Below are 20,467 nucleotides of genomic sequence, written 5' to 3' on the forward strand. Positions count from 1 at the left end.
AACCAAACACGGAGACCGGCATGACTTACGAAAGTATCCAGTTCAAGATCGAGAACGGCATCGCGCTCCTGACCCTGAGCCGCCCCGACCGCCTGAACAGCTTCACCCAGGCCATGCACCTCGAAGTGCGCGACGCCCTCACGCGTGTGCAGGCCGACAGATCGGTCCGCGTGCTGGTGCTGACCGGCGCCGGCCGCGGCTTCTGCGCCGGCCAGGACCTGTCCGACCGCGCCGTCGACCCGGGCGCGCCGAGCGTCGACCTGGGCGAATCGGTCGAAAAGTACTACGCCCCGCTGGTGCTCACCCTGAAGAACCTGCCGCTGCCGGTCATCTGCGCCGTCAATGGCGTGGCCGCAGGCGCCGGCGCCAACCTGGCGCTGGCCTGCGACATCGTGCTGGCCGCGAAATCGGCCAGCTTCATCGAAGCCTTCAGTAAACTCGGCCTGATCCCCGACACCGGCGGCACCTGGCACCTGCCGCGCCTGATCGGCCATGCGCGCGCCATGGGCCTGGCCATGCTGGGCGAAAAGCTCAGCGCCGAAAAGGCCGAGGAATGGGGCCTGATCTGGCGCTGCGTGCCCGACGAAGCGCTAATGGACGAAGCCATGGCCATGGCCGAACACTTCGCCGCGGCGCCGACAAAGGGTCTCGCCTTCACCAAGAAAGCATTCCAGGCCAGCTACGCCAACTCGCTCGAAGACCAGTTGCAGCTCGAGGCGAACATGATGCGCGAACTCGGCTACAGCCACGACTACCGCGAAGGCGTGGCCGCCTTCATCGCCAAGCGCACGCCGCATTTCAAGGGAGAGTGAAGATGCACGCCATCCCTCCAGGCAGCACGGTCGCCGTGATCGGCAGCGGCGCCATGGGCGCCGGCATCGCCCAGGTGGCGGCCACCGCCGGCCACCAGGTGCTGCTGTTCGATACCCGCGCCGATGCCGCCGACAAGGCCATCGCCGGCATCGGCCAGACCTATGCAAAACTGGTCGAGAAGGGCCGCATGGGCGCGGTCGAATCCGACCTGGCGCGCGAGCGCCTCAAGCGCATCGCGTCGCTGCATGAAGCATCCGGCGCCGTCCTCGTGATCGAGGCCATCGTCGAGAACCTGGACGCCAAGCGCGCCCTGTTCGCCGAGCTTGAAAGCATCGTCGGCGAGCGCTGCATCCTGGCCACCAATACCTCGTCGATCTCGGTCACGGCCATCGGCGCGCAACTCAAGTACCCGGAACGCCTGGTCGGCATGCACTTCTTCAATCCGGTGCCGCTGATGGCGCTGGTCGAAGTGATCAGTGGCCTGGCCACCGACCGTGAAGTCGCGAACGTCGTCCACGCCACCGCCGAAAGCTGGGGCAAGAGCCCGGTGCACGCCAAATCGACGCCCGGCTTCATCGTCAACCGCGTGGCCCGGCCATATTACGCCGAGGCCCTGCGCCTGCTGCTGGAGCAGGCCGCCGACGTGGCGACGCTCGACGCCGTGATGCGCGACTGCGGCGGTTTCCGCATGGGTCCCTTCGAGCTGATGGACCTGATCGGCCACGACGTCAACTTCTCGGTCACGAACTCGGTGTTTGCCGCCTATTACAACGACCCGCGCTTCACGCCATCGATCCTGCAGCAGGAGCTGGTCAGCGCCGGCTTCCTGGGCCGCAAGACGGGCCGCGGCTTCTATCGCTATGGCGACGATGTCGCCAAGCCGGCGCCGCAGACCGAAGCGGCAGGCAGCAAGCCGTCGACAGTGCGCTATGCGGGTGCTCCTGGCATGATCGACGCGCTCGCCGGGCGCCTGCGCGGCGCAGGCCTCGAGCCGGTCGCCATCGAGGCCGCGCCCGGCCTGTATTGCGAGGGCGCCGCAATCCACCTCACCGATGGTCGCAGCGCCACCGAACGCGCCGAGATGGACGGCCACCGCGACACGATCCTGTTCGACCTGCTGCTCGATGCCGCCGGCGCCACCCGCATCGCGCTGGCCCGCGCCGACCAGTGCAGCGACGGCGCCTGGCAAGCCGCGGTCGGCCTGTTCCAGGCTGCGGGTTTTGCCGTGACGCGCCTGGACGATGTGCCCGGCATGGCCGTGATGCGCACCGTGGCGATGCTGGCCAACGAGGCCGCAGATGCGGTGAACCAGGGTGTGTGCAGCGCCCGCGCCGTCGACATCGCGATGCAGAAGGGCGTCAACTATCCGCGTGGCCCGCTGGCCTGGGCGGATAATATCGGCCTGCGCCAGGTCGTGGCCGTGCTGTCGAACCTGGCCGCGACCTATGGCGAAGACCGTTATCGCGTGGCGCCGCTGCTGCGCCGCAAGCTGGCGGCCGATCCCCAAGGAGCACGCTTTCATGCAGCTTGATGCACAACGGCTGGCCGAACTGGCCGGCCGCACGATGTTCGAACGCGATCCGACCAGCCGCAGCCTGGGCATGACACTCGACGAGATCCGCCCCGGCTATGCGCGCATGTCGATGAAGGTGCGCGACGACATGCTCAACGGGCACGCCACCTGCCATGGCGGCTACATCTTCATGCTGGCCGACAGCGCCTTTGCCTTCGCCTGCAATTCGCACAACTTCAACACCGTCGGCGCCGGCTGCACGATCGACTACCTGGCGCCCGGCCGGCCAGGTGACGTGCTGGTGGCCGAGGCGGTCGAGCAGGCCTTGCAGGGCAAGACCGGCGTCTACGACATCGCCGTGACCGACCAGGACGGGCGCACCATCGCGCTGTTCCGGGGCAAGTCGCACCGCATCAACGGCACCCTGGTGCCGATGGATGCGTGAATCAAAAACCGAAGAGGAGATCGAGATGGTCCAACGTATTCCTGCTGACGGCGAGCTGGAACCGATCGAGCGCGCCAGCCGCGACGAGTTGCAGGCGCTCCAGCTGCAACGCCTGCAGTGGACGCTGCAGCACGCCTATGACAACGTGCCGCACTACCGCGCGGCCTTCATTGAGGCCGGCGTGCACCCGAGCGACCTGAAGACGCTGGCCGACCTGGCGAAGTTTCCGTTCACCGAGAAGAAGACGCTGCGCGACAATTACCCGTTCGGCCTTTTCGCCGTGCCGCGCGAAGAGGTGGTGCGCGTGCATGCGTCGTCCGGCACCACCGGCAAGCCGACCGTGGTCGGCTACACGCAAAACGATATCGATACCTGGGCCAGCGTCGTGGCGCGCTCGATCCGCGCCGCGGGCGGGCGCAAGGGCGACCTGGTGCACATCTCCTACGGCTACGGCCTGTTCACCGGCGGCCTGGGCGCCCATTACGGCGCCGAGCGCCTGGGCTGCACCGTGATCCCGATGTCGGGCGGCCAGACCGAGAAGCAGGTGCAGCTGATCTGCGACTTCAAGCCATCGATCATCATGGTCACGCCCTCGTACATGCTCAATATCGTCGAGGAGTTCACGCGCCAGGGGCTCGATCCGGCGCAATCGTCGCTCAAGGTCGGCATCTTCGGCGCCGAGCCGTGGACCGATGCGATGCGGCGCGAGATCGAGACCCGCGCCGGCATCGACGCGGTCGACATCTACGGCCTGTCCGAAGTGATGGGCCCCGGCGTGGCCAGCGAATGCATCGAGAGCAAGGACGGCCCCGTGATCTGGGAAGACCATTTCTACCCCGAGATCATCGACCCCGATACCGGTGAAGTACTGCCGGATGGCGAAGAGGGCGAGCTGGTGTTCACCTCGCTCACCAAGGAGGCGCTGCCGATCATCCGCTACCGCACGCGCGACCTGACCCGTTTGCTGCCGCCGACTTCGCGCTCGATGCGCCGCATGGGCCGCATCACGGGCCGCTCGGACGATATGTTGATCATCCGCGGCGTGAACGTGTTCCCGAGCCAGATCGAGGAACTGATCCTCAAGATGCCGGCGCTGGCGCCGCAATACCAGCTGGTGGTGGCGCGCGACGGCCATCTCGACACGCTCGAGGTTTTGTGCGAGTTGCGCGAAGGTGAAAACAACTGCGCCCTGCCATCCGAATCGGTGGACGCGCTATGCCGCGACCTGCAGCACTGCATCAAGACCTATGTCGGCGTGACCACCCGCGTGACCCTGATGCCGCCGCAAGGCATCGAGCGCACCCTGACCGGCAAGGCCCGGCGCGTGGTCGACCGCCGTCCCAAACCATAACCGGAGAGATTCATGACCGACGCCTTCATCGTCGATGCCGTTCGCACCCCCTTCGGCCGCTACGGCGGCGCCTTGTCCAGCATCCGCGCCGACGACCTGGCCGCGCTGCCGATCGCGGCGCTGATGGCCCGCAACAAGGATGTCGACTGGACTGCGGTCGACGACCTGTTCTACGGCTGCGCCAACCAGGCCGGCGAAGACAACCGCAACGTCGGCCGCATGGCCGCGCTGCTGGCCGGCCTTCCGCAAGACGTGCCGGGCAATACGATCAACCGCCTGTGCGGCTCGGGCATGGACGCCGTGGGCACCGCCGCGCGCGCCATCAAGGCCGGCGAAGCGCAACTCGTGATCGCGGGCGGCGTCGAAAGCATGACCCGCGCGCCGTTCGTGATGGGCAAGGCCGACAGCGCGTTTTCTCGCGCCGCCAAGGTCGAGGACACGACCCTCGGCTGGCGTTTCGTGAATCCCGCGATGAAGGCGAAGTATGGCATCGACTCGATGCCCGAGACCGCCGAGAATGTGGCGCGCGAGTTCGGCATCGCCCGCGCCGACCAGGATGCATTCGCGCTGCGCAGCCAGCAGCGCTGGGCGCGCGCCCACGAGGAAGGTTTTTTCAAGGACGAGATCGTGCCGGTGACGGTGCATCTCAAGAAGGGTGAGTCGCGTGTCGTGGACACCGACGAGCAGCCGCGCCCCGACACCAGCATCGAAGCATTGGCCAGGCTGAAGGGCGTGGTCACGCCGGATGGCTCGGTCAGCGCCGGAAACGCCTCGAGCCTGAACGACGGCGCCTGTGCGCTGCTGCTGGCCTCCGGCGAAGCCGTCGCCCGCTACGGCCTGGCGCCGCGCGCCCGCGTGGTCGGCATGGCCACCGCCGGCCTGGCGCCGCGCATCATGGGCTTCGGCCCGGCGCCGGCCGTGAAGAAACTGCTGGCCCAGGCCGGCCTCACGCTCGACCAGATGGACGTGATCGAACTGAACGAAGCCTTCGCCGCCCAGGGCCTGGCCGTCACGCGCGACCTCGGCCTGGCGGACGACGACGCCCGCGTCAACCCGAACGGCGGCGCGATCGCCATCGGCCACCCGCTCGGCGCCTCCGGCGCGCGCCTGGTGACGACGGCTGTGAACCAGCTGCACCGCACGGGTGGTCGCTACGCCCTGTGCACGATGTGCATCGGCGTCGGCCAGGGCATCGCCCTGATCGTGGAGCGCGTGTAAAAGCCATGGTCAAGGTCTACGAGATCGACGGCGTGCGGCCGGTGGTGCATCCGAGCGCTTACGTGCACCCGTCGGCGGTACTGATCGGCGACGTGATCGTCGGCCCGCGCTGCTATATCGGCCCGTGCGCGAGCCTGCGCGGCGATTTCGGCCGCCTGATCCTTGAAGAAGGCGCCAACCTGCAGGACACCTGCGTGATGCACGGCTTTCCCGGCGAGGATACCGTGGTCGAAGTCGACGGCCATATCGGCCACGGCGCCGTGCTGCACGGCTGCCGCGTCAAGCGCAATGCCATGGTCGGCATGAATGCGGTCGTCATGGACAAGGCGGTCGTCGGCGAGGAATCGATCGTGGCCGCGATGAGTTTCGTGAAGGCGGGGATGGTGATCCCGCCGCGCTCGATGGTGATGGGCACGCCGGCCAGGGTCATACGCGAACTGACCGACCAGGACGTGCAATGGAAAAGCTTTGGCACCCGCCAGTACCAGGAGCTGGCCGTGCGCTCGCTGCAAACCATGCGCGAGGTCGAGGCGGATACCGAAGTGGAGCCGGACAGACAACGCATCGCATTCGACGCCGACGGCATGCACAAGCCGAAAGCCTGAAGAGACATTGAGGAGACAAGACATGGGTAACATCCCGACACTGCAAAGCCTGATCGCCGGCCGCTGGCACGGCCAGGAATCGCACACCGCGCTGCACGGCGCCCTGGACAATGCGCTGATCTATCACACGCATGCCGAGAAGATCGATTTCGACGAAGCCCTGACCTACGCCCGCAAGACCGGCATCAAGAGCCTGATGCGCCAGGACTTCCAGAAGCGCGCGCAATGCCTGAAGGCGCTGGCGCTGTATCTCATGGAGCGCAAGGAAGAACTGTACGAGATCTCGCACCTGACCGGCGCCACGCGCCAGGACAGCTGGGTCGACGTCGAGGGCGGCATCGGCACGCTGTTCGCCTACGCCAGCATGGCTTCGCGCGAGCTGCCGTCGTCGAACGTGCTGCACGAAGGCCCGGCCATGGCGCTGGGCAAGCGCGGCGGCTTCGCCGGCACCCATATCCTGGTGCCGCGCGGCGGCGTGGCGGTGCACATCAATGCCTTTAACTTCCCGATCTGGGGCCTGCTCGAGAAATTCGCGCCGAGCTTCCTGGCCGCCATGCCCTGCATCGCCAAGCCGGCCACCGCCACCAGCTACCTGACCCACGCCGTCGTCAAGATGATGATGGAGTCGAACCTGCTGCCACCCGGCGCGCTGCAGCTCGTGATCGGCAGCACCGGCGACCTGCTCGACCGCCTGGGTGGCTTCGACGCCGTCACCTTCACCGGCTCGGCCGATACTGCCGCCAGGCTGCGCGTCAACCCCAACCTGATCCGCGAATCGGTGCCGTTCACGGCCGAAGCCGACTCGCTCAACTGCGCGATCCTGGCGCCCGATGTCACGCCCGACGATCCCGAGTTCGACCTGTTCGTCAAGGAGGTGGCGCGCGAGATGACCGGCAAGGCCGGCCAGAAATGCACCGCGATCCGCCGCGTGATCGTGCCGGAAACGCTGGTCGACGCGGTCGGCGAGCGTCTGCGCGAACGCCTGGCCAAGATCACGGTCGGCAATCCGAAAGTCGAGGGGGTGCGCATGGGCGCGCTGGCCTCGATGGACCAGCACCGCGACGTGAGCGAACGCGTGGAACTGCTCGCGCGCGGCAACGAAGTGCTGTTCAGCGCGCGCGACGGTTTCAATCCGGTCGGTGACAACGTGGCCAGCGGCGCCTTCTTCGCGCCGACCCTGCTGCTGTGCCGTAACGCCATGGACAACGCGGCCGTGCACGACGTGGAAGCCTTCGGCCCGGTCAGCACCCTGATGACGTACCGCGACATCGACGAGGCCTTGGAACTGGCCGCGCGCGGCAAGGGCAGCCTGGTGACCACCTTCGCCACCAGGGATCCGGCGCTGGCCGCCTACGCCGTGCCGGTGGCCGCGGCCTCGCACGGCCGCGTGCTGATCCTGGACGCCGAAGCGGCGGTCGACAGCACCGGCCATGGCTCGCCGCTGCCGCAACTCAAGCACGGCGGCCCGGGCCGCGCCGGCGGCGGCGAAGAGCTGGGCGGCATCCGCGCCGTCAAGCACTTCCTGCAGCGCGCCGCGGTGCAGGGTTCGCCGACCATGCTGGGCGCCGTCACCGGCGAATACGTGCGCGGCGGCGCCGTCAAGGAAAGCGAGATCCACCCGTTCCGCCGCTACTTCGAAGACCTGGAGACGGGCCATTCCCTGCTGACGCACCGGCGCACGGTGAGCGAAGCCGACATCGTCAATTTTGGTGGTGTCTCGGGCGACTACTTCTACATGCACTTCGACGAGATCGCGGCCAGGGACACGCAATTCGGCCAGCGTATCGCGCACGGCTATTTCGTGCTGTCGGCGGCGGCCGGCCTGTTCGTGTCGCCGGCGCCCGGGCCAGTGCTGGCCAACTATGGCCTGGACAACCTGCGCTTCGTGGCGCCGGTGGCGATCGGCGACACCATCCGCGCGCGCCTGACCTGCAAGCGCAAGGTCGACCGCAACCGGGCCGACGAGCAGGGCCGGGGGCAGGGCGTGGTGGCGTGGGATGTGCAGGTGACCAACCAGCGCGATGAGCTGGTGGCGAGCTATGACATCCTGACGCTGGTATTGAAGCGAAACTGATTCTGCCCGAAGCCAGGAACTTATCTTCATGTGACCAGTCTAAATATGCTCTTGACGGAATAGTCTCTGGAGGGAATAATGTCCGGACGGTGGGAAGTAGAATACACCGATGAGCTAGGAGTATGGTGGGGAGGCCTGACGGAGTCCGAGCAGGAATCCGTCGATGTATCGGTGCGGCTTCTCGAGGAGAGAGGACCAAACCTTGGCTTCCCTCATACTTCCGGAATCCAGGGTTCCCGTCATTCGCATATGCGCGAGCTTCGAGTGCAGCATGAAGGACGTCCATACCGGATTTTGTATGCGTTTGATCCTCGCAGATACGCCATTCTTTTAATTGGCGGTGACAAGACGGGCGATAACCGTTGGTATGAAGTCCATGTGCCGTTGGCAGACAGGCTGTACGACACGCATATCGCGTTTCTTAAGAAGGAAGGGCAAGGCGATGGCTAAAAAATTCAATGAATTGCGTGCCGGGATGTCGCCTGAAGCGCAGGCGCGATCTGCTGCACGCGCAGAAGCGATGCTGGTCGAGATGCAGCTTCAGGAATTGCGTAAAGCCAGGAATGTGACGCAAGTTGAAGTTGCCCGGGCAATGAGTGTTGAGCAGGCAGCGGTCTCGAAGTTGGAACGTCGGGACGACATGTACGTCAGCACGCTGCGTGGTTACGTCAAAGCGCTTGGCGGAGAATTAAAGCTGGTCGCGTCGTTCCCTGATGCCGAGATTCAGCTTCACTCTTTCGAGCCTGCTCGCTGAGGCCTTAATCAATTCAATTTGCGCGCATAGCGATCGCGCACATGCTGGCTGATATAGGTCGACAGCCCGCGACCGCTCTCCGCCAGCTCGCGCATCCGTGCAATATGGACCGCGCCCGCGCTGTCTTGGGTGTACAGGTAGCGATCGCCGCCAGTGAACTTGACGGTGATTGAGTCGGCCCCAAGTTCGTAGGCAAGCACGCCGGAATGGCCGCTTCGGTTGGCGTAACGCTGCATGGAGCCTTCCCCTGATCAATGCATCTCAGGACCGCGTGCGCTGCAGCCGCAGCAGCCCTTCCGGCGTGCGGATTGCGCGCAGGTCGTCGTAGTCCGGCACGCCGCTCACGCGGGTGTCGAGCGGCTGGTGGTGGGTGGCGGTGACGACGATGCTGTCCATCCCCGCCGCCTCGGCCGACTGCAGCCCGGCCAGCGTATCCTCGAACACCAGGCAATCCTGCGGGCGCATGCCCAGCTTCTCGGCGCCCAGCAGGAATGGATCCGGCGCCGGCTTGCCGCGCTGGACGTCTTCGGCCGCCACCATCACCGGCGGCGTTGGCAGCCCGGCCGCGGCGATGCGTGCCTCGGCCAGCGCGCGCGGGGCCGAGGTCACGATGGCCCAGCGGTCAAGCGGCAGGGTCGCCAGGAAGGCCGCCACGCCGGCGATCGCCTCGATGCCTTCGACATCCTCGATCTCGGCCTGCGTGATGCGCTGCGCTTCGGCTTCGGCGTCGATATCGGGCAGGCCGACACCGCGCACCGTGTCGATGCTGCGCTTGCCGTGGATGGTCGGCAGGAAGACGTCGACGTCCAGGCCATGGCTGCGCGCCCAGTTGGCCCACACGCGCTCGGCGGCGATGATCGAAGTGAGGATGGTGCCATCCATGTCGAACAGGAAGGCGGCGTAGTCGCGTGCGGGCAGGGCGGTCATTGATTCGTCAGTCGATAGTGGAAATGAAAAGCGGGCCGGGACGCGAGAAGCGCCGGCCCGCTGCAATAGGACTAGCTTACCCGGCCAGCTGCTGGCGCACGCGCACGATTGCCGCGCGCACCTGGTTCGGCGCGGTGCCGCCCACGTGGTCGCGCGCCGCCACCGAACCCTCGAGGGTCAGCACCTCGAACACGTCCTGCCCGACCAGCGGCGAGAAGCCCTGCAGCGTCTCGAGCGACATCTCGGACAGGTCGCAACCCGCCTGGTCGCAGGCGCGCACGGCATGCGCCACGGCTTCGTGGGCGTCGCGGAACGGCAGGCCCTTCTTGACCAGGTAGTCGGCCAGGTCGGTCGCGGTGGCATAGCCCTGCAACGCCGCGGCGCGCATGTTCTCGGCCTTGACCGTGATGCCCGAGGCCATGTCGGTGAAAATGCGCAGGGTGTCGGTGACGGTGTCGATGGTATCGAACAGCGGTTCCTTGTCTTCCTGATTGTCCTTGTTGTAGGCCAGCGGCTGGCCCTTCATCAGGGTCAAGAGGCCCGTCAGGTGGCCATACACACGGCCGGTCTTGCCGCGCGCCAGTTCCGGCACGTCCGGGTTCTTCTTTTGCGGCATGATCGACGAGCCGGTGCAGAAGCGGTCGGCGATGTCGATGAAGCCGATGCGTGGGCTGATCCACATCACCAGCTCTTCCGAGAAGCGCGAGACGTGCATCATCAGGATCGACGCCGCCGCGGTGAATTCAATGGCGAAGTCGCGGTCGGACACGGCGTCCAGCGAGTTGTGGCAAACGTCGTCGAAGCCCAGGGTCCTGGCCACGCGCAGGCGGTCTACGGGGAAGGTGGTGCCGGCCAGGGCGGCCGCGCCCAGCGGCAGGCGGTTGACGCGGCGGCGCGCATCCTGCATGCGCTCGGCGTCGCGGCCGAACATTTCGACATACGCCAGCATATGGTGGCCGAAGGTGATCGGCTGCGCCACCTGCAGGTGGGTAAAGCCCGGCATGATGGTGTCGGCATGGCGCTCGGCCAGGTCGGTCAGGGCGCCGCGCAGGCCGGCCAGCAGGGCCAGGATGTCGTCGATCGCGGCCCGCACGTACAGGCGGATGTCGGTGGCGACCTGGTCGTTGCGCGAGCGGCCGGTGTGCAGGCGCTTGCCGGCGTCGCCGACCAGCTCGGTCAGGCGCTTTTCGATGTTCAGGTGCACGTCTTCCAGGTCGAGCAGCCATTCGAAGCTGCCGGCCTCGATCTCGGACCGGATTTGCGTCATGCCGCGCTCGATCTCGGCACGATCGTGCTCGCTGATGATGCCCTGGGCCGCCAGCATCTCGGCGTGCGCCAGCGAGCCCTGGATGTCATATTGGGCCAGGCGCTTGTCGAAGAACACGGAAGCGGTGTAGCGCTTGACGAGATCGGACACGGGTTCGGAGAAGCGGGCCGACCAGGCTTCGGCTTTTTTGGAGAATTGTTCGGTCATGGTGGAATTCCGGTTGGGGATCCGACGATTATAAACTGCGTCGCCGCTATGCCATCTCGCGGGCAGATTACTCAGGGAAACCAAGCGAAAAAAAGCTGCGTAAAGGCCCAATCGAAGCCATATGACGGTCAAACGGCGCTAGAATGGTTTTTTTGCCAGCATTGCAAGCCCATGATTACGAACGATTCCAGCTTCCAGGTCAGTACCGACCAGTCCGGGCTCGACATCCCGATGATCTACCGCTTCCTCAGCGAGCAATCGACGTGGGCGGTGGGCATTTCCCGTCCGATCGTCGAGCGCGCCATCGAGAATTCGCTGTGCTTCGGCGGCTACCTCGACGGCCGCCAGATCGCGTTCGCGCGCGTGATCACCGATTACGCCACCTTCGCCAACCTGGTGGATGTCTTCGTCCTGCCCGAATACCGGGGAAATGGCTATGGCAAGCAATTGGTCGGCGCGGTGCTGCGCCACCCCAGCCTGCAAAAACTGCGCCGCTTCACGCTGGCCACCAAGGACTCGCACGGCTTGTACGAACGCTTCGGTTTTACCGCCCCGTTGTATCCAGAGACATTGATGGAGCGTTACTTTCCCAACATCTATTTATCCTGAGCGCACTCAACATGGCGACGTGAATCTGGAATCAGGCTTACGCTGATGACTCATCAGGGGAAGTCCTATGTTCCGATTCGTCGTCCATGCCCTGGTCGCGTTGGCGTTGCTGGCCAGTAGTGCCAGCCATGCCGCCGACAAGGAAGCCGTACCACCGAAAGGCTCGCTCGTCATCATCGGTGGCGCCCTGCGCGCCGACAACGATGCCGTGTGGGAGCGCATCGTCCAGCTCGCAGGCGGAAAAGGCGCACGCATCGCCGTGTTCGCCTCTGCTTCGGCCAGCCCCGAGCGTGCCGGCAGCTATCTCGTAGAACGCCTGAACCGCCATGGCGCCGATGCCTTCTTCGTCCCGGTTGCCCAGCACCTGCAGGGCGCCGACGTGCGCGCCGCGGCCGACGATCCCAAGCTGGCCGAAGCGGTGCGCACCGCCGGCGGCGCCTATTTCTCGGGCGGCGACCAGGGCCGCATCACCGGCGTCCTGCGCCGGCCCGACGGCAGCAATACGCAAGTGCTCGACGCCCTGTGGGACATGTACCGGCGCGGCGGCGTGATCGCCGGCTCGAGCGCCGGCGCCGCCATCATGAGCAGCACCATGTTCGGCCATCCGCGTTCGATCCTGTCGACCCTGCAGCATGGCGTCGACGACGGCCGCCAGATCACGCGCGGCCTGGGTTTCATCGGCGACGACGTCTTCATCGACCAGCACCTGCTGGTGCGCGGGCGCTTCGCGCGCATGCTGCCGGCCATGCTGGCCAAGGGCTACAAGATCGGCCTGGGGATCGACGAGAACACGGCGATGGTGGTGGGGCCGAAGCGCGACGTCGAGGTGATCGGCTACCGCGGCGCGCTGCTGGTCGACCTGAGCGAAGCCGCCACCCGCGACGGCAGCTTCAACCTGGCCAACGGACGCCTGAGTTACCTCGACAACGGCGACCGCTTCAACCTGGTCACCAAGGCCTTCACCCCGGCGCCCGAGAAGGCGCACGGCAAGGTCGACGCCAAGAAGCCGTACTGGCGCGGACCGCTGTTCTCGGCCGACATCCTTGGCAACGGTACGGTGGTCGACCTGATGGCCAAGCTGATCGACAGCGACCAGGCCGATGCGATCGGGCTGTCGCTGGACAGTCCCAATGCCGAGCGGCCCGACCTGGGCTTCGAGTTCAAGCTCAGTCGGGTCGGCGAGAGCGTGGGCTACCAGTCGGCGTTCAGCGAAGCGTATTCGGTGTATAACGTGCGGCTCGACATCCGGCCGATCGTGGTGCAAAGACCGCTGTATCAGTATCGATGAGTCAGTACCGATGAGTCAGTACCGATGAGCTTAGAATAGCGCGATCTCTTATTGCCGAGGAATCGCGATGCGCCGTCTCCTGATCCAGTCTCTTACCGCGCTGCTGCTGGCCATGACGTTCATGCCTGCGGTACAGGCCGCCCAACCGGCCACGGTCCGTCTCGACTACACCCATAGCGGCAACGCGCTGCAGGATGCGTATGCGATCGAGCGCGTGGTGATCGAGCCGCTGCCCTGGCCGGGCAGCATGGCGCGCAACCTCGACGAGACCAATCGCGGCCAGAACCGGGTCGAGGTGGTCGACGCCAAAACTGGCGACCTGCTGTACTCGCGCGGCTTCTCGACCGTGTTCGGCGAATGGCGCACCACCGAGGAAGCGAACCGGATCAGCCGCTCGTTCCAGGAATCGGTGCGCTTTCCGCAGTTCGGGCAGCCGGTGCGGGTGCGCATCCTCAAGCGCGACGAGCGCAACCAGTTCTCGGTGGCCTGGAGCATCGAGGTCGATCCGAATGCGCAAGACGTCGTCAGGCGCCAGCCGCCGGCATTGGCGAAACCGATCGCGATCCACACGAGCGGGCCGTCGCCCGACAAGGTCGACCTGCTGATCCTTGGTGACGGCTATACGCAGATGGACATCAAGAAGTTCGAGCAGGACGCACGCCGCCTGACCAAGCACCTGTTCTCGGTGTCGCCATTTCGCGAACGTGCCAAGGATTTCAATGTGTGGGCGATGGCGGTGCCGACCGAGAAATCCGGCATCAGCCGTCCGTCGACCGGCGTGCACAACCCATCGGCGCTGGGCACGCGCTACGACATCTTCGGCAGCGAACGCTATGTGCTCACGCTCGACAACCGCGCGCTGCGCGACATCGCCCAGCATGCGCCGTATGAATTCATCGAGATCCTGGTGAACAACGAGACCTATGGCGGGGGCGGCATCTTCGGCCAGTTCAGCACCGCGGCAGCCAGCAACGACTGGGCCGACTACCTGTTCGTGCACGAATTCGGCCACCACTTCGCGGGCCTGGCCGACGAGTACTACACCTCGCCGGTGGCTTACCAGCCGGCCAGCGGCCGCATGGAGCCGTGGGAGCCGAACGTCACCGCGCTACGCGACCCCGCCAAGCTCAAATGGAAGCGTCATGTGAAGGACGGCACGCCGTTGCCGACGCCATGGCCCAAGACCGAGTACGAAGACGAGTCGCGCGCCTACCAGAAGAAACGCGCCGCGCTGCGCGCCGAAAACCGTCCTGAATCCGAAATGAGCGCCCTGTTCCATGAAGACCTGAAGCGCACCAACGCACTGTTTGCGGGGCAGCCGCACCGGCACACGATCGGCGCCTTCGAAGGCGCAAACTACGAGGCCAGCGGCTACTACCGGCCGGCAATGCAATGCCTGATGTTCGACCGCAGCGAGGCGTTCTGCCCGGTGTGCCAGGACGGCATCGGCGACATCATCGACCTGTATGCGGGGACTGCTCATCAGTAATCTTTGCTTACAACTCTGACAATTTGACTGTGGGCTGCCTAACAGACCCGGCGATGCGATGGGCTTATTCTGGAATCACTGAAGAACAACAACGACTGCACAGGCAACCCCGCGCTGTGCAGACCACCAGAAAGGAACACATCATGAACAAACTGATCGCTACCCTCATCGCCGGCCTGATGGCTACCGCTGCCCACGCACAGACCACCGCACCGGCAACCACCGCCGCCGATAATCGCCTGGTCAAGGCAGAAGCCAATGCCGAGACAGACGTGATCAACGCAGAGCGGAAAGAAATCAAGACCGCCGTCAAGGCCGACGAAAAAGTGAACAAGACCATGGCCAAGGCCGCCGAGACCAAGTCGAAGGCCCACGCCAACCTGGTCGAGTCGCACACCGACGCGGCGGCGAAAGTGGCCAAGGCCGATCCGGAAGACCGCGCCAAGGAAATGGCCAAGGCCGAAGGGAAAGTGGCTGACGCCAATCTGAAAGCCGAGAAGAAAATGATCAAGGCCGACGAGAAAGTGCTGAAGGCACAAGTTGATGCGGCAGCCGACAAGGCGACCGCTGCGGCCAAGACCGAGCAGGTGCGTGCTGAAGCGCAAGCTGACGTGCACAAGGCTGCTGCCCGTAACTAAGCGGTACCCTGACACGCGCCTTCGGGCGCATCAAGCCCCAAAGCCGGATGACGGTTTTGGGGCTTTTTTAATGGGGCAGTGTTTTGTTGGAAGGCATGCGGCAGCGCAAATCATCGGTGCCGGAGTGGGTATCCAATCGGGTGTCCGATGCCTCGGGGGAACTGCCATGCTTGCAAAGGCCACATCGTTATTCCAGCACTTTACGCAATCGCGCCGGCTGCTGCGGTTGCACACGCCCCTGGGGCCAGACGTGTTGCTGGCCGAATGCGTGCGTGGCGACGAGGCACTCGGCGAAAACTATGCATTCACCATCAGCGCCTTGTCCGAGGACTCCAACGTTTCTCTGCGGCGATTGCTTGGCCAGCCGGCACTGCTCGAGCTGGAGACAACGAGCAGCGGGCCGAGGCATTTTCATGGTCATCTGACGTCGGTCGACATCAATGGCGCGAATGGCGGCATGGCGCGCTATACCCTGGTGCTGCAGCCATGGTGCGCTTTCCTGGAGCTCGGGCGGGACAGCCGGATATTCCAGGACAAGAACGTGTTCGACATCCTCGATGCCGTGTTTCGTGCCTGGCTAGGCCGCGGAACGCTCGCGCCCGCGTGGCGCTTCGATATCGCGGACAGGAGCATCTATCCCGTTCGCAGCCTGAGCACGCAATACCAGGAGAGCGACTGGGCGTTTGCGCAGCGCCTGATGAGCGAGGAAGGGCTGTTCTATTATTTCGAGCACCAGGGCGACGCGGCCAGCCGCGGCCTGGGCAGCCATCAACTGGTGATCGCGGACCATAACGGCGCGTTCAAGACGAATTCCCAGGCCGAAATCCGGTTCACCCGGCCGGGCGCTGCCATGCGCGAGGACAGCATGGATCGCTGGCGCCATGAGGCGCGCCTGCTCGCCACCGGCGTCGCCATGCAGAGCTGGGATTATCGTTCCGGCGGCAAGCGTCTGGTCTCGTCGGAAGGGACGCAAGCAGGCCCGGTCAGCATGGTCAGCAGCGATGCACCCGGGCAGTATGCCTATCCGGGCCGCGACCGCGGACAGCGCATCGCCGATAACCAGATGGAGGCGCTGGAAACCCGCAGCGAATGCTTCATCGGCGCCGGGACCGTGCGCACGATGGCGCCGGGAATGGTGTTTACCTTGAACGGTCACGCCGGCCACGACAACGAAACGGGGCGCAACGCGTGCCGCTTCATCGTGACGCGGGTGCGTCATCTGATGCATAACAACCTGACGGCGCAGATGCAGGCCGGGGTCAATCAGGCGGTCGGCAATTCCCGGCTGGCCGACACCATCGCCGCCGAGCAGAAAGACAGCCTGCACGCGGTCGGACAGCATATCGGCGAGCGCCCGGTCTACCGGAATCGCATCGATGCGATCCGGGTGCAGGTGGCCTATCGGACCAGCCGCAGCGACGGGCAGGGGCTGTTGCTGCATCCCCGTCCCACGATCCAGGGGCAGCAGACCGCCATCGTGGTCGGGCCACGCGGCAGCGTCGTTCATACGGATCGGGATCATCGGGTCAGGATCCAGTTTCATTGGCAGCGCGGCAAGGCCGGTCAGCCGAGCCACAGCCGGCTCGCGCATCCAGTTGTCGATGGCCACGTCGGCGCGCCGGGAGACGATACGGCTGGCACCTGGGTCCGCGTCCTTGCCGGGCTGGCGACGGTGGCTGGGCCCAATTGGGGCGGTCATGCCGTGCCACGCGTGGGGCAGGAGGTGCTGGTCGATTTCCTGGATGGCGATATCGACCGGCCGGTCATCGTGGGCGCGCTGTACAACGGGCGCGGGACCGTGGACGCCCAGCATAACCAGGCCATGGTCGGGCCGGGCGCCTCGACGGGGAATGCGCCGGCCTGGTTCGCTGGCGAGGAGGGCACGCATGCTCATCCTGCCGTGTTGTCCGGTTTTAAAGGCCAGGCGATGGGGGCGAGCCAGGAAGGACAGGCAGCCTACAGCCAACTGGTGTTCGACGACAGTGCCGCGCAAGCGAGACTGAGCTTGCAGCGGCATGCGGCGGGCCATCGCGACAGCGATGAACTCAGCCTGGGGCATCTGCGGCACCAGACCGATAACCAGCGATTGCAGGCTGTGGGGCTAGGGTGCGAACTGAAGACCGGGCATGCGGCGGCATTGCGTGCCGGAGCCGGGATGTTGTTGTCGACGGAGGGCGCGCGAACGGCACAGATGGATTCCGCTGCGGCGTTGGCGCAGGTGAGAGAAAGCGAGAGCCTGCAGCGGGCGTTGGCGTCGACTGCTCAGCAGCATCTCGCGGTGCTCAAAGGGGCAGGTGCGGAAGCCCAGGCTGGGGAGGGGGACTTGCCGGCGATCGCGCAGCTTGCGCATACGGTTGAAGTTCTCAGCGGCTTGGCCGGTGATGAGTCGGGGCGTGGACAGGCCACGGCTTATCAGGAGCCGCATCTGCAGCTATCGAGTCCAAAAGGAATCGTCGCTGCGACACCCGCGAATGCGGTGTTTTGTGCAGGGCTTACGTCGAACGTCAGTGCCGGGCAGGACATCAATTTTGCTGCGCAGGGCGCGTGGCATCACATCACGGCCAGCGGCATCAGCCTGTTCACGTACGGGAAGGCGAGCAATGGCAGCAAGCCCAATCAGGAGACCGGGATCAAGCTGCATGCTGCGAGCGGCAAGGTGAGTAGCCGGAGTCTGTCGGATGTGACGCGGATTACGGCTGACAAGGCGATTACCGTTGCTAGCGTTACGAAAACGGTGTCGGCGTCGGCGAAGGCGCACTTGTTGATGACGGCGCAGGGGGCAATGGTCAAGCTGGAAGGGGGTGACATCATGCTGCATGCGCCTGGCAAGGTGGAGTTCAAGGCTGGCAAGAAAGAGCTGGGCGGCCCGGTCAGCGTTCCAAGCAAGGAGATTGCTAACAAGATTAGCGAGTTGAATATCAAGCGCGATCTCGCCATCGAGTATGTGGATGCCGATGGCAATGCGCTTACAGATGAACCAATCACCCTTCACTTTAATGATCAACCGGTCAAGGCTGTCAGTCTGGATGGTAGTGGCAGAGCAGTCATCAACAATGCGCCGCTGGGCCCCTTCCGTGCTGACCAACCACGGCGCAAAGGGGACACCCGATGACTACCACGAACGATCGAACAAGGGCTATCCAGCCACAGGAGCAGTGTATCGACCTGCCTGGCCAGGCTGTCAGATGCTGGCGCTCTAGTGACAACCTCAAGGTGATTCTCAGGAAACATCGGGATGTCTTTTTCGACATCAATCTCAAGCCTGGAGCGATCTACACAGTCAGGGCCATGTCTGACTTCTATTGTCCTCTAAGTAAAAAGCTGGTGCGGACCGTCAATTTCAAGGATGGTGAGCGCCTGCACCTGTGGGTTGGTCGGGAGTTCGTCGGGGACCTGGTCTTGACGCGCGGGTCGTCTGTCATCGGAAATTTCACTGTTTCCACACTCGATGCTGAAAGATACAGCCCTGATCCCAAGATAAAGCCTGAGCCTTTGATGGTGATTTTGGGTAAGCGTGAAATGTCGCTTTCCATTATCCCGAACAAGAATGATCCCTACGATGTGCGGAAATTTCAGGATGTGTTCAATCCATATTATGACCCGAAGGTTGCGCTTCTGAGTGCGCATGGGGCAAAGCAGGAATATAGCTGTAGCCGGGGTAGTGCCGATATTCAGGAATATGTTTGCGTTACCGAGGCAGTTGTCAGCGACTTACAGCCGGATGTACTCAAGAAACTAGATGCAGGTATTGCGGTCGAGGCACCGGTTAGTCAAATTTTCAAGGTGCCGGAAAAAGGAAACGAGCCATCAGGCCTGTATTCTGCACTTGCTACTACAGTTGCTAACATTTCGAGAAATGATGTACTCACATCGATCTGGTTTAAGGAAGGCGCTGGCTATCTTCAGGAAGATTGGAGGATGCTTGATAAGATATTGATGAAGGTAAGGATAGAGGCGAGGAAGAAGGGGAAGTACAAAGTCGTTTTCAAGGGGCGCCTGTTGAGCGATCTTGTCAAGCATGGCACAAGCGGCGCATTGGCGAGCACGGCGCATAGATCCGCGGCGCTGGGAAGTAGTGGCAGCGCTTTCATCGGAGCAAGCTTTGCCAAGGACGGAAAATCCGGGTACGGCGGATTTAGAAGAGTGATTATGACAGTGGCGGAAGATTATCGAGGCGGCGTCAAGGTTCAAGCAATAGGAACGGTGATCGACATCATTGTCGACGTGCATGACGTTTACCTGAAAGAGGAGGGAAGCCGTGATCTTTCAGAGTTTCTTGGAAGAGCAGGCGTGTCACTTGTAAAAGCCGGGGCCACTGCTGCGTTGGCAAGCGTACTGTCTACAGTGGCTTTCGCTAGCGTAGCCGCTGTGATACCCGGGGGGTTATTCGTGGTTGTGGGCGTGGTGATTGCCGTCGTCGGACTACTTGCTGCGGCATATGTTATCGATAAAATCGACGAAAAACTTGGAGCGAAAAACGCAGTTGCGGAGTGGGCACGATGATCCGCAACATATCTATTCGATTGTTGGGCATATTCTTTCTTGTTTTGATGGCCGGAACGGTCTTTGGTTGGCTGATGGTTGAAGATTTTGCTGGTGAAAAGGTTGGCAAGATCTTCCTGGGATCTGGTTTAAGCATTGCATTGTTGATTTTCTCTATTCAATCAGCGCTGTTTTTTTGGGCGGGAAGCCGCCTCTATCGACAGTTGATATTTTTGACCGCGGGAGTCTTTTCCATTACTTGGTTTATGTTCTGTTTTTTCGTTCCATTGTTATTGACTGATTATATAAGGATCGAGATCAGAGTGGTGATGGTGGTCGCGCTGCTATACCTGTCGGCGTCGAATGTACTTGAGGCTCATAGAAAATTTAGCCAGAAATGGAAAAATCTGGAAAAACTGGATCGATATATAAAACGCGAAGACGATGTGGGAAAGGGGTTTATTGATTGGGATCGGTTGATTAAATCCATGGATCTATCGATCGAAATTTATATCCCTGGAGTGCCATCGAATATTGCAGCAGCGATTTCTGTCGCCATGGTGATATTCATGCTCCTTGGTTTTTTTCTGAAGAGCATATTCCCGATGTTTAGTGCTTTCGCTTGGGGAATCCCGTCTGCCTCGATCGTCGCATATTTCTTTCAGGTTGTTGGTTACAATGCCGCCCAGGCGATGAAAGTGAAATCTCTTGAGCGAAAATTCAATATGAAATTTCGGAGCAATATAGAGCCAAGTCGTCGACGTCGAATAAGTAGAGGGGGCTGATG

The 20,467-nt window shown here is 63.4% G+C and carries 19 protein-coding genes; 16 read left to right on the plus strand and 3 right to left on the minus strand.

What is annotated here, in order from left to right:
• Window positions 1-20 precede the first annotated feature (20 nt).
• The 9 genes from paaG (at window position 21) to E8M83_RS18310 (ending at window position 8,773) form a co-directional block, all read left to right on the plus strand.
• A complete protein-coding gene (paaG, locus tag E8M83_RS18270) occupies window positions 21-812 on the plus strand; it encodes a 2-(1,2-epoxy-1,2-dihydrophenyl)acetyl-CoA isomerase PaaG (RefSeq protein ID WP_137174780.1) in 792 nt (263 codons plus the stop codon).
• 2 nt (window positions 813-814) lie between these two features.
• Complete coding sequence (paaH, locus tag E8M83_RS18275) at window positions 815-2,344, plus strand: 3-hydroxyacyl-CoA dehydrogenase PaaH (RefSeq protein ID WP_137174781.1); 1,530 nt, start codon at window positions 815-817, stop codon at window positions 2,342-2,344.
• The gene (gene paaI, locus E8M83_RS18280) at window positions 2,334-2,771 is read left to right on the plus strand and encodes a hydroxyphenylacetyl-CoA thioesterase PaaI (protein ID WP_137174782.1); all 438 of its coding nucleotides are present in this window, start codon (window positions 2,334-2,336) and stop codon (window positions 2,769-2,771) included. Before paaH ends, paaI begins: the two co-directional genes overlap by 11 nt.
• Window positions 2,772-2,796: 25 nt before the next feature.
• Complete coding sequence (gene paaK, locus E8M83_RS18285; protein WP_137174937.1) at window positions 2,797-4,122, plus strand: phenylacetate--CoA ligase PaaK; 1,326 nt, start codon at window positions 2,797-2,799, stop codon at window positions 4,120-4,122.
• Window positions 4,123-4,134: 12 nt separating this feature from the next.
• Window positions 4,135-5,340 carry a 3-oxoadipyl-CoA thiolase gene (pcaF, locus tag E8M83_RS18290; RefSeq protein ID WP_137174783.1) on the plus strand — a complete coding sequence of 402 codons (1,206 nt, stop codon included), beginning with the start codon at window positions 4,135-4,137 and terminating at the stop codon, window positions 5,338-5,340.
• Window positions 5,341-5,345: 5 nt separating this feature from the next.
• Window positions 5,346-5,945, plus strand: a complete 600-nt coding sequence (paaY, locus tag E8M83_RS18295; RefSeq protein ID WP_137174784.1) for a phenylacetic acid degradation protein PaaY — start codon at window positions 5,346-5,348, stop codon at window positions 5,943-5,945.
• A 22-nt stretch (window positions 5,946-5,967) separates the two neighbouring features.
• On the plus strand, window positions 5,968-8,019 hold the full coding sequence (paaZ, locus tag E8M83_RS18300; RefSeq protein ID WP_137174785.1) for a phenylacetic acid degradation bifunctional protein PaaZ: 2,052 nt from the start codon (window positions 5,968-5,970) through the stop codon (window positions 8,017-8,019).
• 78 nt (window positions 8,020-8,097) lie between these two features.
• Window positions 8,098-8,469: a type II toxin-antitoxin system RelE/ParE family toxin gene (locus E8M83_RS18305; protein ID WP_137174786.1), complete on the plus strand. Its 372-nt coding sequence runs from the start codon at window positions 8,098-8,100 to the stop codon at window positions 8,467-8,469.
• Window positions 8,462-8,773, plus strand: a complete 312-nt coding sequence (locus E8M83_RS18310) for an XRE family transcriptional regulator (RefSeq protein ID WP_137174787.1) — start codon at window positions 8,462-8,464, stop codon at window positions 8,771-8,773. Before E8M83_RS18305 ends, E8M83_RS18310 begins: the two co-directional genes overlap by 8 nt.
• 8 nt (window positions 8,774-8,781) lie before the next feature.
• Here the strand turns inward: E8M83_RS18310 and E8M83_RS18315 are convergent, their stop codons facing one another.
• The 3 genes from E8M83_RS18315 to argH all read right to left on the minus strand — a co-directional run bounded on the left by E8M83_RS18315 (window position 8,782) and on the right by argH (window position 11,174).
• Complete coding sequence (locus E8M83_RS18315; RefSeq protein WP_137174788.1) at window positions 8,782-9,009, minus strand: hypothetical protein; 228 nt, start codon at window positions 9,007-9,009, stop codon at window positions 8,782-8,784.
• 25 nt (window positions 9,010-9,034) lie between these two features.
• Window positions 9,035-9,700 carry an HAD-IA family hydrolase gene (locus E8M83_RS18320; protein ID WP_137174789.1) on the minus strand — a complete coding sequence of 222 codons (666 nt, stop codon included), beginning with the start codon at window positions 9,698-9,700 and terminating at the stop codon, window positions 9,035-9,037.
• 76 nt (window positions 9,701-9,776) lie between these two features.
• On the minus strand, window positions 9,777-11,174 hold the full coding sequence (argH, locus tag E8M83_RS18325; RefSeq protein ID WP_137174790.1) for an argininosuccinate lyase: 1,398 nt from the start codon (window positions 11,172-11,174) through the stop codon (window positions 9,777-9,779).
• 171 nt (window positions 11,175-11,345) lie between these two features.
• Here argH and E8M83_RS18330 point away from each other — a divergent pair, with 171 nt between their 5' ends.
• From E8M83_RS18330 to E8M83_RS18360, 7 genes are all read left to right on the plus strand, one after another.
• Window positions 11,346-11,783, plus strand: coding sequence for a GNAT family N-acetyltransferase (locus E8M83_RS18330; RefSeq protein ID WP_137174791.1), 438 nt, complete (start codon window positions 11,346-11,348; stop codon window positions 11,781-11,783).
• Between the two features lie 67 nt (window positions 11,784-11,850).
• Window positions 11,851-13,071, plus strand: coding sequence for a cyanophycinase (locus E8M83_RS18335; RefSeq protein WP_137174792.1), 1,221 nt, complete (start codon window positions 11,851-11,853; stop codon window positions 13,069-13,071).
• Window positions 13,072-13,138: 67 nt separating this feature from the next.
• Window positions 13,139-14,560 (plus strand): IgA Peptidase M64, encoded by a 1,422-nt coding sequence (locus tag E8M83_RS18340; RefSeq protein ID WP_137174793.1) that lies wholly within the window; start codon window positions 13,139-13,141, stop codon window positions 14,558-14,560.
• Between the two features lie 143 nt (window positions 14,561-14,703).
• The gene (locus tag E8M83_RS18345) at window positions 14,704-15,198 is read left to right on the plus strand and encodes a hypothetical protein (protein WP_137174794.1); all 495 of its coding nucleotides are present in this window, start codon (window positions 14,704-14,706) and stop codon (window positions 15,196-15,198) included.
• Window positions 15,199-15,364: 166 nt separating this feature from the next.
• Window positions 15,365-18,310 carry a type VI secretion system Vgr family protein gene (locus E8M83_RS18350; protein WP_137174795.1) on the plus strand — a complete coding sequence of 982 codons (2,946 nt, stop codon included), beginning with the start codon at window positions 15,365-15,367 and terminating at the stop codon, window positions 18,308-18,310.
• Window positions 18,307-19,701 carry a hypothetical protein gene (locus tag E8M83_RS18355; RefSeq protein ID WP_137174796.1) on the plus strand — a complete coding sequence of 465 codons (1,395 nt, stop codon included), beginning with the start codon at window positions 18,307-18,309 and terminating at the stop codon, window positions 19,699-19,701. Before E8M83_RS18350 ends, E8M83_RS18355 begins: the two co-directional genes overlap by 4 nt.
• Window positions 19,698-20,465 carry a hypothetical protein gene (locus E8M83_RS18360; protein WP_170976853.1) on the plus strand — a complete coding sequence of 256 codons (768 nt, stop codon included), beginning with the start codon at window positions 19,698-19,700 and terminating at the stop codon, window positions 20,463-20,465. The genes E8M83_RS18355 and E8M83_RS18360 overlap by 4 nt, the downstream gene beginning before the upstream one ends.
• Window positions 20,466-20,467: the final 2 nt, after the last annotated feature.

Origin of the sequence: Massilia sp. HP4, from assembly GCF_005222695.1 — a bacterium.
In the GTDB taxonomy this organism is placed as follows: Bacteria; Pseudomonadota; Gammaproteobacteria; order Burkholderiales; family Burkholderiaceae_D; genus Telluria.

Bases quoted from the DNA above. Each gene is read 5' to 3' on its own strand.
- paaZ (WP_137174785.1), top strand. From the start codon at position 5,968: ATGGGTAACATCCCGACACTGCAAAGCCTGATCGCCGGCCGCTGGCAC.
- E8M83_RS18345 (WP_137174794.1), top strand. From the start codon at position 14,704: ATGAACAAACTGATCGCTACCCTCATCGCCGGCCTGATGGCTACCGCT.
- paaH (WP_137174781.1), top strand. From the start codon at position 815: ATGCACGCCATCCCTCCAGGCAGCACGGTCGCCGTGATCGGCAGCGGC.
- argH (WP_137174790.1), bottom strand. From the start codon at position 11,174: ATGACCGAACAATTCTCCAAAAAAGCCGAAGCCTGGTCGGCCCGCTTC.
- E8M83_RS18340 (WP_137174793.1), top strand. From the start codon at position 13,139: ATGCGCCGTCTCCTGATCCAGTCTCTTACCGCGCTGCTGCTGGCCATG.
- E8M83_RS18330 (WP_137174791.1), top strand. From the start codon at position 11,346: ATGATTACGAACGATTCCAGCTTCCAGGTCAGTACCGACCAGTCCGGG.
- paaI (WP_137174782.1), top strand. From the start codon at position 2,334: ATGCAGCTTGATGCACAACGGCTGGCCGAACTGGCCGGCCGCACGATG.
- E8M83_RS18315 (WP_137174788.1), bottom strand. From the start codon at position 9,009: ATGCAGCGTTACGCCAACCGAAGCGGCCATTCCGGCGTGCTTGCCTAC.
- E8M83_RS18305 (WP_137174786.1), top strand. From the start codon at position 8,098: ATGTCCGGACGGTGGGAAGTAGAATACACCGATGAGCTAGGAGTATGG.
- paaK (WP_137174937.1), top strand. From the start codon at position 2,797: ATGGTCCAACGTATTCCTGCTGACGGCGAGCTGGAACCGATCGAGCGC.
- paaY (WP_137174784.1), top strand. From the start codon at position 5,346: ATGGTCAAGGTCTACGAGATCGACGGCGTGCGGCCGGTGGTGCATCCG.
- E8M83_RS18355 (WP_137174796.1), top strand. From the start codon at position 18,307: ATGACTACCACGAACGATCGAACAAGGGCTATCCAGCCACAGGAGCAG.
- E8M83_RS18350 (WP_137174795.1), top strand. From the start codon at position 15,365: ATGCTTGCAAAGGCCACATCGTTATTCCAGCACTTTACGCAATCGCGC.
- E8M83_RS18320 (WP_137174789.1), bottom strand. From the start codon at position 9,700: ATGACCGCCCTGCCCGCACGCGACTACGCCGCCTTCCTGTTCGACATG.
- E8M83_RS18360 (WP_170976853.1), top strand. From the start codon at position 19,698: ATGATCCGCAACATATCTATTCGATTGTTGGGCATATTCTTTCTTGTT.
- E8M83_RS18335 (WP_137174792.1), top strand. From the start codon at position 11,851: ATGTTCCGATTCGTCGTCCATGCCCTGGTCGCGTTGGCGTTGCTGGCC.
- pcaF (WP_137174783.1), top strand. From the start codon at position 4,135: ATGACCGACGCCTTCATCGTCGATGCCGTTCGCACCCCCTTCGGCCGC.
- E8M83_RS18310 (WP_137174787.1), top strand. From the start codon at position 8,462: ATGGCTAAAAAATTCAATGAATTGCGTGCCGGGATGTCGCCTGAAGCG.
- paaG (WP_137174780.1), top strand. From the start codon at position 21: ATGACTTACGAAAGTATCCAGTTCAAGATCGAGAACGGCATCGCGCTC.